This window comes from Sphingomonas sp. BK235, assembly GCF_004345855.1.
Classification (GTDB): Bacteria; Pseudomonadota; Alphaproteobacteria; order Sphingomonadales; family Sphingomonadaceae; genus Sphingomonas.
The window spans coordinates 135,591-148,206 of the sequence record NZ_SLXN01000005.1 but is presented as its reverse complement, the minus strand read 5'-3'; the positions used below and the strand labels follow the sequence as shown (position 1 = coordinate 148,206).

General features: G+C 75.9%; 7 protein-coding genes. 4 read left to right on the top strand and 3 right to left on the bottom strand.

Annotated features, from left to right (window positions below; genetic code table 11):
- Positions 1 to 55: 55 nt before the first annotated feature.
- Positions 56 to 3,376 (bottom strand): hypothetical protein, encoded by a 3,321-nt coding sequence (locus EV292_RS23360; protein ID WP_132909912.1) that lies wholly within the window; start codon positions 3,374 to 3,376, stop codon positions 56 to 58.
- A 104-nt stretch (positions 3,377 to 3,480) separates the two neighbouring features.
- Complete coding sequence (locus EV292_RS14300; protein WP_132909911.1) at positions 3,481 to 4,416, bottom strand: LysR family transcriptional regulator; 936 nt, start codon at positions 4,414 to 4,416, stop codon at positions 3,481 to 3,483.
- 89 nt (positions 4,417 to 4,505) lie between these two features.
- Between EV292_RS14300 and EV292_RS14295 the strand changes: the two genes are divergently transcribed.
- Together EV292_RS14295 and EV292_RS14290 are read left to right on the top strand one after the other, a co-directional pair.
- Positions 4,506 to 5,540 carry an aldo/keto reductase gene (locus EV292_RS14295; RefSeq protein WP_132909910.1) on the top strand — a complete coding sequence of 345 codons (1,035 nt, stop codon included), beginning with the start codon at positions 4,506 to 4,508 and terminating at the stop codon, positions 5,538 to 5,540.
- A 13-nt stretch (positions 5,541 to 5,553) separates the two neighbouring features.
- On the top strand, positions 5,554 to 6,717 hold the full coding sequence (locus tag EV292_RS14290; protein ID WP_132909909.1) for an MFS transporter: 1,164 nt from the start codon (positions 5,554 to 5,556) through the stop codon (positions 6,715 to 6,717).
- A gap of 18 nt (positions 6,718 to 6,735) precedes the next feature.
- On the opposite strand, the gene EV292_RS14285 is transcribed toward EV292_RS14290, so the two are convergent.
- Positions 6,736 to 7,188, bottom strand: a complete 453-nt coding sequence (locus EV292_RS14285; protein ID WP_132909908.1) for a carboxymuconolactone decarboxylase family protein — start codon at positions 7,186 to 7,188, stop codon at positions 6,736 to 6,738.
- 162 nt (positions 7,189 to 7,350) lie between these two features.
- On the opposite strand from EV292_RS14285, the gene EV292_RS14280 reads away from it, so the two are divergent.
- Together EV292_RS14280 and EV292_RS14275 are read left to right on the top strand one after the other, a co-directional pair.
- Positions 7,351 to 8,784 carry a hypothetical protein gene (locus EV292_RS14280; RefSeq protein WP_132909907.1) on the top strand — a complete coding sequence of 478 codons (1,434 nt, stop codon included), beginning with the start codon at positions 7,351 to 7,353 and terminating at the stop codon, positions 8,782 to 8,784.
- Positions 8,785 to 8,928: 144 nt separating this feature from the next.
- On the top strand, positions 8,929 to 12,489 hold the full coding sequence (locus EV292_RS14275; RefSeq protein WP_243693782.1) for a hydantoinase B/oxoprolinase family protein: 3,561 nt from the start codon (positions 8,929 to 8,931) through the stop codon (positions 12,487 to 12,489).
- Positions 12,490 to 12,616: the final 127 nt, after the last annotated feature.

Below are 12,616 nucleotides of genomic sequence, written 5' to 3'. Positions count from 1 at the left end.
CGCGACACCGCGCCGCGCGCCGGCGGGACGCGCGTCGCCCCGCCGACTCGGCCGCTCAGGCGATCATCCAGTCATGCTGATAAGCGGTCGACCAGCCCGCCGCACTGGCATCGGCGTCGAACACTTCCGCCGCGGTGAACACCGGGCCCTCGCCCGGATCCTCGACCGACACGCCGCCGATGTCGCCGAACAGCAGCGCCGCGGCGAACCCGCCGCCGCGTTCGGACGCGGTGGTGGTGAGCGTGACGTTGATCGTCACCACGCCGAAGCCATTGTCATAGGCGCTGAGGTCGCCGAGATCGATCGCCGCGTCGTCGAAGAAGGCGTCGGCGCTGGCCTCGTCGTCGAAGCGGCGCGAGTAGAGCGCGGCGGTGTCGAACCCGTCCACCGCGACGTCCAGCCGCAGGTCGTCGAACCCGGCGCCCAACACGGTGCCGTCCACCAGCCCGATCATGCTGCGCCCCACCGCGTCCAGCTCGGCGAGCGTGATGTCCAGCGTCATGGTGTTGGTGATCGTCTGCGCGCCCGTGCCCGCCGCCTTGGCGCCGCCGAGCAGCGCGGTGGAGGCGATCTCGACGTCGTCGCCGAAGGCGCCGCGCACCGCGTCATTGTCGCGCAGGATCGTCGTCAGCGCGGCGTCGGTGATGTCGCCGTGGACGATGGCATAAGCGTCCGCGGCGCGATCGGGCTGGAGCGCGGCGGCGTCCCCCGCCTGTGCGCGTGCGACGAGCAGCGCCTCGCCCGCGACCGAGACCGCGGCGCCGCCGAGCACGCTCACCGCCGAGCCGTCGAGCCCAGCGCGCGCGTTGGCCGCGGCGCTTCCCGCGCTGGCGTTCACCGCGGTGACCGCCTCGGCGAGGCCGCTGCGGATCGTGCCCGCGCCCGCGATCGCGACGGTGGCCACGTCGATCGCGCCGCCCTCCACGTCCAGCGTCGCGCGCGCGTCGCCGCCCGCGCCGGGCGCCGCGCCGCCACCGCCCCAGCCGCCCCAGGCGGTGACGGTCGCGTCGATCGCGACGCCGGCGTCGGCTCCCAGCGTCGCGGTCGCGCTGCCGTCGCCGCCGCGGCCCGCCTCGCCCGCGCCGAACTGCGTGCCGCCGGCGCCGCCGCGCGCCTCGACGTCGATCGTCAGCGCGGTGTCGAGCGCGGCGCCGGCGCGCGCGTCATGGGTGAGCGTCGAGGAAGCGTCGGCGCCGTCGGCGGCGAGCCCGCCCACGCTGTCGCCGCCGTCGCCCGCCTGCGCGCGCTGCGTCAGCGCGAGCTCGCCGCCGACGCTGCTGCCCGCGACCGCGTCGACCAGATGGATCGCGGCGCCGCGCCCGCCGTCGGCGCCGTCATAGCCATCGCCGCCCGAGCCGCCGCCGGCGGTGACGCCCGCGCCGGCGCGCGTCACGCCGCTCGCCTGCGCGCGCGCGAGGCCGATCGCGGCGCCGTCGCCGCCGCGCGCGCCCGCGCCGCTCGCCTCGCCGCCGTCACCGCCGTGGAGGTCGATCGCGGCATTGGCCAGGTCGCCGATCGCGGCGACGGTGCCGCTCGCGATCCCGCCCGTGCCGGCCAGCCCCGCGGCGTCGCTCGCGCCCCCGGTGCCGCCGTCGGCGCGGACGTTGGCGATGCTGCGGTCGACCGCGATCGACACCGCGGTGGCGTGCGCCGCGCCGCCCGCCGCCACCGTGGCGCCGTCGATCGCCGCGCCGCCCGCGCCACCGCGCGCGTCGGCGCTCACCCCGCCGTCGACGTGGCTGCGTCCGGTCGCCTGCGCCTGCGCCGCCGCGCCGGCCCCGGCCGCCGCGCCCGCGCCGCTCGCCGCGCCGCCGCTGCCCGCGAAGGCGGCAGTGGTGACGCTCGCCTCGGTCGCGTCGCGCGCCCAGAGCCGCGTGTCATAGTCGAGCGCCGCGCGGGCGGTGCCGCCCGCGCCGCCGTCGCCGCCGCCCTCGGCCACGCCGCCGTCACCGCCGATCGCGCTGGTGTCGAGCAGGACATTGCCGCCGTCGTTGGTGGCGAGCACCGAACCCTCGATCGTCGCGCGACCGCCATGGCCCGCGTCCGCACCGGCGCGGCCCGCGCCGCCGTCGCCTGCCTGCGCCTCGGCGCGCGCGAGCACGCTGCTGCCCGCGCCGCGCACCGAGGCGAACACCTGACCGCTGTCGCGCCCGTCGGCGCCGTGGAAGCCGATGCCCGTTCCCGCGCCGCCGTCACCGCCGCGGCTGATCGCGGTGGCGGAGGACGAATAGAAGCTGTCGGAGGTCATGTGCGCGGTGGTGACGCGCGCGTCGCCGCCCACGCCGCCGTTGCCCGCGCCCAGGCTGTCGCCCCCGGCGCCGGCATAGGCCTCGGCGCCCACGTTCTTGGGGGCGAAGAGGTCGGCGCGCCCGACGCGGACCTCGCCGATCACCTCCGCGCCCGCGTCGCCGCCCTGCCCGCCGCCGCGCGCGCCGTCACCGCCGCGCCCGCCATAGGCGAAGGTGCCGCTGCGCGTCGCCGCGGCGGTGATCGCCATCGCCGTGGTGGCGGAGCCGCCCGCGCCGCCGATGCCGTCGCCCAGCTGCGCGCCGCCCGCACCACCCTGCGCGAGGACGCTGCCGATCGCCTCGCGGCTCTGCGTCACGTTGGTGAAATCATCGAAGCCCAATGTCGCGCGCGCGTCGCCGCCCGCGCCCGCGCGCCCGGTGTCGCTGCTGCCGCCGTCGCCGCCGATCGCGCGCTGGTCGCGGATCGACTGGCCGCCGTCGGTCACCGCATAAGCGGCGTCGACGATCGTCGCGTCGGCGCCGCGCCCGCCGTCGGCGCCGTTGCTCCCCGCGCCGCCGGCCCCGCCCGCGTTGATCGCGATCGCCAGCGCCGCCGCGTCGGCCACGCCCGGTCCGGCGAGCGACGCGCTGGCGGTGACCGTGGCGACGGCGCCGCCGTCGCCGCCCGCCTGGCCGACGCCATTGCCCGCCCCGCCCGCGCCGCCGCTGCCGATCGCCTGCGCGACCACCTGCGAGCGGTCGTCGACGCGATCGCTCACCGCCACCGCGCTCACCTCGCTGACGTCGCCGCCCGCGCCGCCGTCCGCCCCGCGCGCGCCGGCGGCACCGCCGCGTCCGCCCGTCGCATTGGCCTGCGCCTCGATCGCGCGGAGCGACGCGCTATAGGCCGCGGCGCTCGCGCTGGCGTCACCGCCGGCACCCCCGTCGCCACCGGATGCGGCGGCGCTGCCATTGCCGCCGCGCCCGCCCGCGCCGCCGACCGCGTCGGCGCGCACCAGCCGCTGATCGATCCCGCCATTCTCGGCATGGATGGTCTCGCCGATCCCACCGTCGGTGGCGATGCCCTGGTTGGCGGCGGCGTTACGCCCGCGCGTCCCGACATTCCCGATGATACGAACAAGGCTCATGATGCACGTCCTCCTCGATCACAGGACGGAGCCGTGCGGGCAGGCGCCTGGTGCCGCGGCGCGGCTCGACGCCGCCACGGGGCGCCCCGCCGCAGCGCGCGCGCTCAGTCGTCGCGCCGCGGCGGGGCGACGCGCGGGCCGAGCCGCTCGGCGAGGAAGTCGACGAACACGCGCACGCGCGCGGGCAGATGCGCGCCGCCGACGAACACCGCGTGGATCAGCTCGATGTCGCCGGGATTATACTCCTCGAGCAGCGGCACCAGCCGGCCGTCGGCGATCTCGGCCGCGACGCTGAAGCGGCCGACCCGCGTCACCCCGACCCCCGCCGCGGCGAGCTGCCCGAGCGTCTCGCCGTTGTTGGCGACGATCCCGCCCTCGACGCACAAGGTGACGTCGCGGCCGTCGTGGCGGAACGGCCAGATCGGCTCGGCGCGACGGAAGTTGAAGTTGAGGCAATTGTGCGCGTGCAGATCCTCGGGCACCAGCGGCGTGCCGTGGCGCGCGAGATAATCGGGTGAGGCGACGATCACGCGGCGGCTCTCGCCCAGCCTGCGCGCGGTGAGCGCGCTGTCGGGAAGCGGGCCGAAGCGCACCGCGACGTCGGCCTGCCCCGCCGCGACGTCGACCAGCGTGTCGGTCAGCGCGAGGTCGATCAGGATATGCGGGTAGCGCCGCGCGAAGTCGCCGAGCAGCGGCACCACGCACAGCCGACCATGCGACAGCGCGGCGGACACGCGCAGCCGCCCGCGCGGGCTGCCCTGATCCGCGATCTGCTGTTCGACGTCGTCGAGGTCGGCGAGGATGCGCCGCGCCGCGAGCAGATAGGCCTGCCCTTCCGCGGTCAGCGTCAGCGCGCGGGTGGAGCGCAGCAGCAGCCGCACGCCGAGCCGCGCCTCGATCCGGTCGACCGCGCGCGCCACCGCCGAGGGGGTCAGCGCCAGCGTGCGCGCGGCGGCGGAGAAGCTCCCCGCCTCGACCACGGTGGCGAACAGCGCGAGCGCGCGCGCCCGGTCGCCGCCCACTGCCAGCTTTGCGTCCATCGCACAGATCCTTCGCGCGCCGCGGCGGTTCTCTCCCGCGGCCTCGCTTGCCACCTAGCCGCTTCGGAACGGATCGCAAAAGGTGAGTGATGGACTATCGGCAATTGGGCGCATCGGGACTGCGCGTTCCCGCGCTGTCGTTCGGCACCGGCACGTTCGGCGGCAAGGGGCCGCTGTTCGGCGCCTGGGGGCAGAGCGACGCGAGCGCGGCGCGCCGCCTGCTCGACATCTGCCTCGACGCGGGCGTGACGCTGTTCGACACCGCCGACGTCTATTCGGACGGCGCGTCGGAGGAGGTGCTCGGCGCCGCCATCAAGGGCCGGCGCGACGCGGTGCTGGTGTCGACCAAGACCGGGCTGCCGGTGGGCGACGGTCCGCAGGACTGGGGCGCCTCGCGCGCGCGGCTGATCCGCGCGGTGGAGGATTCGCTGCGCCGGCTCGGCACTAACCACATCGACCTGCTCCAGCTCCACGCCTATGACGCACACACCCCGGTCGAGGAGCTGATGGCGACGCTCGACCGGCTGATCGCCGCGGGCAAGGTCCGCTATGCCGGCGTCTCCAACTATCCCGGCTGGCAGCTGATGAAGGCGCAAGCGGCCGCGGACCGCCACGGCTGGCCGCGGCTGGTCGCGCACCAGGTCTATTACTCGCTGATCGGCCGTGACTATGAGTGGGAGCTGATGCCGCTCGCGCAGGACCAGGGCGTCGGCGCGCTGGTGTGGAGCCCGCTCGGCTGGGGTCGGCTGACCGGGAAGATCGGGCGGGGGCGGCCGATCCCGCCGGGCAGCCGGCTGCATGACACCGCCCGGTTCGCGCCGCCGGTCGCGGACGAGCATCTCTACCGCGTCGTCGACGCGCTCGAGGCGGTCGCCGCCGAGACCGGGCGGACCGTGCCGCAGATCGCGCTCAACTGGCTGTTGCGGCGGCCGACGGTCGCCTCGGTGATCATCGGCGCGCGCGACGAGGCGCAGTTGCGCGACAATCTCGGCGCGGTCGGCTGGGCGCTCAACCCCGAGCAGATCGCGACGCTCGACGCCGCCAGCGAGCAGCTCCCACCTTACCCCCACACGCCCTATCGCCAGCAGGAGGGCTTCGCCCGCCTCGCGCCGCGGCTGGTCTGAGCGGAGACCCGTCATGAAACGCAATCCCGGCCTCCTCGCGCTGGCGATCGGCGCCTTCGGCATCGGCGTCACCGAGTTCGCGCCGATGGGCATGTTGCCCGTGATCGCCGCCGACCTGCGCGTCTCGATCCCCTCCGCCGGCCTGCTGGTCAGCGCCTATGCGCTCGGCGTGCTGATCGGCGCGCCGCTGATGACGCTGACCACGGCGCGGCTCGACCGCCGCACCTTGCTGATCGCGCTGATGGCGATCTTCACGCTCGGCAACGCGCTGTCGGCGCTCGCCGGTGGCTATGCCTGGCTGATGGCCGCGCGCGTCGTCACCGCGTTCAACCACGGGGCCTTCTTCGGCGTCGGCGCGGTGGTCGCGGCGGGGCTGGTGCCGCCCGAGCGGCGCGCCGGCGCGGTCGCGGCGATGTTCACCGGGCTGACCGTGGCGACGATCGGCGGCGTGCCGCTCGCCACCTGGGCGGGCGAGGCGATCGGCTGGCGCCCCGCCTTCGCCGGCATCGCCGCGATCGGCGCAGTGGCGATCGTGGCACTGCGCCTCGCGCTGCCGCCGCTGCCCGCGCCGGCGGGGGCGGACCTCGCCGCCGAGCTGCGCGTGCTCGGCCGCCCGCGCGTGCTGCTCGCGCTGGCGTTGACCACACTCGGCTTCGGCGGGGTGTTCACCGTCTTCACCTATATCGTGCCGATCCTGCGCGACGTCGCCCATGCCTCGACCGCTCTGGTCACCGTGTCGCTGATGCTGTTCGGCGTCGGCGCGACGATCGGCAACATGCTCGGCGGCCGGCTCGCCGACCGGTCGGTGACGCGCGCGCTCGCCGCGATGCTCGGGCTGCTGACGCTGGTGATGCTCGCCCTCGCCTGGCTGATGCACGCGCCGCTCGCCGCGGCGGCCGCGATCCTGGTCTGGGGCATCGCCAGCTTCGCCACCGTGCCGCCGTTGCAGATGCAGGTGATGGCCGCGGCGGGCGAGGCGCCCAACCTCGCCTCGGCGATGAACATCGGCGCGTTCAACCTCGGCAACGCGATCGGCGCGGCGCTGGGCGGCGGGGTGATCGCCGCCGGGCTCGGCCTGCCCGCGGTGGCGCTGGCGGGCGCGGCGATGGCGGCGGCGGCGCTGGCGCTGCTGCTGCTGGCGTCGCGTCAGCCGCGCGTCGCCGCCTGCGCGGCGTGACGCGCGGCGACCCGCGGTTCAGCCGGCGCCGCCGGGATGCGCCACGCGGAACCCGACCTGCAAGCGGTTCCACACGTTGATCGCGCCGATCGCCATCGTCAGCCAGACGCGCTCGCGCTCATCGAAATGCGCGCTCAGCGCGGCATAATCGGCGTCGGACGCCTGGCGCTCGGGCAGCAGCGTCAGCGACTCGGCCCAGCCGAGCGCGGCGCGCTCGCGCGCGCTGTACAGCGTCGACTCGCGCCACGCGCTGAGCAGATACAGGCGCAACTCGGGCTCGCCGCGGCGGCGCAGGTCGGTGGCGTGCATGTGCAGGCAGAAGGCGCAGCCGTTGAGCTGCGACACGCGCAACTTGACCAGCTCGAGCAGCACAGGGTCGAGTCCGGCGTGCGCGATCGCCTGTTCCAGCGTCATCATCGCCTTGATCGCCTCGGGCGCGAGCGCGTGCGGTTCCTGGATACGGGGGGTCATGCGGAATCTCCTCGGCGCGGTCGTTCGCGCCCGCCCCCCCTGACGAGACGGGTGCGCCGATCGTGACATCCGCCATGCCACGGCGGCGCACCGTGGCCGCGCGGCGCGGCGCATGGTAGCGCGGGGCGCGCGCCACGCCGCGGGCGCGGCGGGAGGAGAGCCATGGCGAGCGACACCCCTCGGCGACCCCACGCGCCGGCCGAGCCGGGCGCGGCCACGCCCCCGTCGGCGACGACACCGCCGATCGCGCGCGGCAAGCCGCGCCAGGCGGTGATCGTGATCCACGGCATCGGCGAGCAGCGCCCGATGGACACGCTCACCGGCTTCGTGCTCGGCGTGCTCGGCACCGAGCTGGGCGCGTCAGGCGAGCGGCTGTTCTACAGCAAGCCCGACCCCAATGCCGGCGGGTTCGAGCAACGCCGCTACCGCGCCTTCTCCGCCGACGCCGACAGCGACTTCATCGAATTCTACTGGCAGCATCTGATGCCGGTCGCTGGTTGGCGCTTCGTGCTGTCGTGGCTGTGGCTGCTGATGCGCCGGCCGCGCGGCGAGGTGCCCGCGCGCTTCGCGCCCTTGTGGTGGTTGTGCTGGCTGGTCACGGTCGCGCTCGCCGCCGCGGCGCTGTCGGGGCTGGTCGCGCCGCTGCTCGGGCTCGCGCTGCCCGTGCCGGGCGCGCCCAAGCTCACCGGGATCGCCGCCGCGGCGCTCGCCGCGTTGGGGCTGGCGGTGCGCGGCTCGGTCGGCGACGCTGCGATCTATCTCAACCCGCACCCGCGGACGGTGGAGGCGCGCAACCGCATCCGCGCCGCCGGGGTGGCGCTGCTCGAGCGGCTCCACGCCGACGGGCGCTACGACCGCATCATGGTGGTGGGGCATAGTCTGGGCTCGGTGATCGGGTACGACCTGCTCGGCTTCGCGTGGCAGCGGGAGAGCGAGGCGCTGCGTCGGCGGCTGGAGGCGGTCGGCCCCGCGGCGGACCCGACCCAGCCCCGGCTCGCGCGGGCCGAGGCCGCCGCCGGCGCGGGCGACGGCGCGGCATGGCGGCAGGCAGTGCGCGACCTCCATTACGAGCAGCGGCGAATCGGCGCGCGCTGGCTCGTCACCGATCTGGTCACGCTGGGCAGCCCGCTGGCGCATGCGTCGCTGTTGCTCGCGCGCGGCGCGGACGATTGGGCGCGGCGCGTGGCACGACGCGAGCTGCCCGTGGCGCCGCCGCTGCGCGAGGACGGCGCGCATTTCTCCTATGAGCGCCGCGCGCCGCCGCAGGGGCGCCGCCGCCCCCGCGTCCGCGTCGTCGACCATGCCGCGGTGTTCGGGGTGACGGTGTGGACCAACCTCTATTTTCCCGCGCGCGGCTGGTGGCGCGGCGACCCGATCGGCGGCGCGGTGGCGCCTGCGTTCGGCTGGGGCGTGTGGGACCGCGCCGTCACCACGCGCGTCCGCGGCGGCTGGCTCGCCCATGCGCATTACTGGACGCGCTATCCCGGGCTGGAGCGCGACCGCGACGCGGCGCCCAGCGTGCTGACCGACTCGCTCGACCTGTCACGCGCGCGGCTGCGTCCGCCCTCCGACATCGCGGCGTCGCCTTCCAGCTGACGCGACGCGCCGGTGATCGCGCGCGCGACCCGGTCGACCACGGCGGAAGCCGAGCCGCCGGACGCGGTGACCGTCCCCGTCGGCGCGACGCGGCGCCACACCGCCCGTCGACAGGAAGCCGCGCCGCTGCGATAGCTTACCCCTGTGTCGACCGCGTCCCCCGCCCCGCTCCGCCGCATCGCGATCGACCGCGGCGGTACCTTCACCGACGTGGTCGCCGAGCGCGAGGACGGCAGCGTCGAGGTGGTCAAGCTGCTCTCGGTCGATCCCGGCCGCTACGACGACGCCGCGGTGGAAGCGGTGCGGCGGCTGACCGGCGTGCGCGACGGCGCGCTGCCCCCGCTCGACGTGCGCATCGGCACCACGGTGGCGACCAACGCCTTGCTCGAGCGCCGCGGCGAGCCGGTGCTGCTCGCGATCACGCGCGGCTTCGGCGACGCGCTGGCGATCGGTTACCAGGATCGGCCCGACATCTTCGCGCGCGCGATTCTGCGCCCGCCGCCGCTGCCCGAGCGCGTGGTCGAGATCGACGAGCGCGTCGACGTCGACGGCGCGGTGGTGCGCGCGCTCGACCTCGCCGCGGCGGAGCGCGACCTGCGCGCCGGATACGACGCCGGGCTGCGCGCGATCGCGATCGTGCTGATGCACGGCTGGCGCTATCCCGCGCACGAGGCGGCGCTGGCGGAGCTGGCGCGCGCGATCGGCTTCACCCAGATATCGGTGAGCCACCGCGTCGCGCCGCTGATCCGGCTGGTCGCGCGCGGTGATACCACCGCGGCCGACGCCTATCTCTCGCCGGTGCTGCGCCGCTACGTCGACGGGCTGGAGGCGGCGTTCGGCGGCGCGCCGCTGTTCATGCAATCCTCGGGCGGGCTCGCCGCGGCGCGCGCGGTGAGCGGCAAGGACGCGCTTCTCTCCGGCCCCGCGGGCGGGATCGTCGGCATGGCCGCGGCGGCGCGCGCCGCCGGGGTCGAGCGCGTGATCGGCTTCGACATGGGCGGCACCTCGACCGACGTGTCGCTGTGGGCGGGGACGTTCGAGCGGCGCCAGGAGGCGGTGATCGGCGGCGTCCGCGTCGCCGCGCCGATGCTGCGGATCGACACGGTCGCGGCTGGGGGCGGGTCGATCTGCGGCTTCGACGGCGGCCGCTTCACCGTTGGGCCGGAGAGCGCCGGCGCCGATCCCGGCCCCGCCTGCTATCGCCGCGGCGGGCCGCTAACGGTGACCGACTGCAACCTCCTGCTCGGCAAGATCGTGCCCGAGCATTTCCCGGCGGTGTTCGGCCCCGAGCGCGACCAGCCGCTCGATCCCGCCGCCGCGTCCGACCGGCTCGCGGCGCTGCTCGACGCGGTGGAGGCCGCGACCGGCACGCGCCCCGATGCGCTCGCCGCGGCGGAGGGGCTGGTGGCGATCGCGGTCGCCAACATGGCCAAGGCGATCAAGTCGGTGTCGGTCGCGCGCGGGCATGATCCGGCGAGCTACGCGCTGATGAGCTTCGGCGGCGCGGGCGGGCAGCACGCCTGTCTCGTCGCCGACGCGCTCGGGATGCGCGACGTGCTGATCCACCCGCTCGCCGGCGTGCTCTCGGCCTGGGGGATCGCGCTGGCCGACCGGCGCGCGGTGCGCCAGCGCACCGTCGCCGCGCCGCTCGACGCGGGCGCGTGGCGCGCGACGCTGGACCAGCTCGCCGCAGCGGCGCGCGACGAACTGGGCGGCGAGGCTGGGACCGAGGCGGTGGCGACGCTGCGCTACGCGCGCACCGATCAGGGGATCGAGGTGGCGGTCGCGGACGCCGCGGCGATGCGCGCCGCGTTCGAGGCGGCGCACCGCGAGCGCTTCGGCTTCACCGCCGACGACGCGCTGATCGTCGAGCGGCTCCAGGTCGAGGCGGTGCGCGCCAGCGCGGCGCCGGCGATGGCGGCGCCCGCGGCGGCGGCGTCCGCGTCCGAGACGGTCGAGGTGACGATGGCGGGCGCGTGTCATCGCACGCCGCTGCACCGCCGCGAGACGCTCGGCGCGGGCGCGCGCGTCGCCGGGCCGGCGCTGCTGGTGGATGCCACCTCCACCGTCGCGGTCGAGCCCGGCTGGGAAGCGGCGGTGCTGGACGACGGCACGCTGCGGCTCACCCGCGTCGCGGCCCGCGCGACGGCGGCGGGCGACGCCGCGGTCGACCCGGTGCGGCTGGCGATCTTCGCCGGGCTGTTCATGGGGCTGGCGGAGGAGATGGGCTCGGCGCTCCAGCACAGCGCCGCCTCGGTCAACATCCGCGAGCGGCTCGATTTCTCCTGCGCGCTGTTCGACGCGGGCGGGCACCTCGTCGCCAATGCGCCGCACATCCCGGTGCATCTCGGCTCGATGGGCGACTGCGTCCGCCACCTGATCGCCAGCCGCGGCAGCGACGGGCGCGGGATGCGCCCGGGCGACGCTTATGCGGTCAACGACCCCTATCGCGGCGGCACGCATCTGCCCGACATCACCGTCGTCCAGCCGGTGTTCGCGGGCGGCGACGCGCCCGCTTTCTTCGTCGCCGCGCGCGGGCACCATGCCGACGTCGGCGGCACCAGCCCGGGCTCGATGCCCGCGGACAGCCGCACGCTCGCCGACGAGGGCGTGGTGCTCGACGACGTGCTGGTGGTGGCCGAGGGCCGGCTGCGCGAGGCCGAGCTCCGCGCCCTGTTCGCCAGCGGGCCGCACCCGGCGCGCGCGATCGACCAGAACATGGCTGACCTCGCCGCGCAGCTCGCCGCCTGCGCACGCGGCGCGACGGGGCTGGAGCGGCTCGTCGCCGAGCAGGGGCGCGAGGTGGTGGCGGCCTATATGGAGCACGTCCAGGCGCACGCCGAGACGCTGGCGCGCGGCGCGGTACGCTCGCTGTCCGACGGGGCCTTCGCCTATGCCACCGACGAGGGCGCCGAGGTGCGCGTCGCGGTGCGGGTCGACCGCGATGCCGGGGCGCTGACGGTCGACTTCGCCGGCACCAGCGCGCAGCGGCCGGGCAACACCAACGCGCCGCTGGCGGTGACGCGCGCCGCGGTGCTCTACGTGCTGCGGACTCTGGTGGGTGAGGACACGCCGCTCAACGACGGCTTCCTGCGCCCGGTGACGCTGATCGTGCCCGAGGGCTCGATGCTCAACCCGCGCTATCCCGCGGCGGTGGTGGCGGGCAATGTCGAGACCAGCCAGGTCGTCACCGACGCTTTGATGGGGGCGCTGGGCGCGATGGCGGCGTCGCAGGGGACGATGAACAACTTCACCTTCGGCGACGCCACCCACCAATATTATGAGACGATCGCGGGCGGCGCGGGCGCGGGCGACGGCTTCGCGGGCGCGAGCGCGGTGCAGACGCACATGACCAACAGCCGGTTGACGGACCCCGAGGTGCTGGAGACCCGCTTCCCGGTGCTGCTGGAGGCGTTCGCGATCCGGCGCGGCTCGGGCGGCGCGGGGCGCTGGGCAGGCGGTGACGGCGCGGTGCGGCGCGTGCGCTTCCGAGCGCCGATGCGGGCCAACATCTTGTCCAACCATCGCGTCGTGGCGCCGTTCGGTCTAGCCGGGGGCGGCGACGGGGCGGTCGGGGCGAACCGCGTCGAGCGCGCGGACGGGCGCGTCGAGGCGCTCGGTGCGACCGCGTCGGTGGAGCTGGCGGCAGGCGACGTGTTCGTGATCGAGACGCCCGGCGGCGGTGGCTATGGGGGTGCGGCGTGAGCGGGGGTGGCTTTCGGTGTCGTCTCAGAAGTGCGGGCCGGGGTGGCGGGATCGTGGCAGCACCGCCTCTTCCATCGAGCGCGTACCCCGGCGCAGGCCTGGGTCCAGTGAAGCGCCGCTCGCGTGA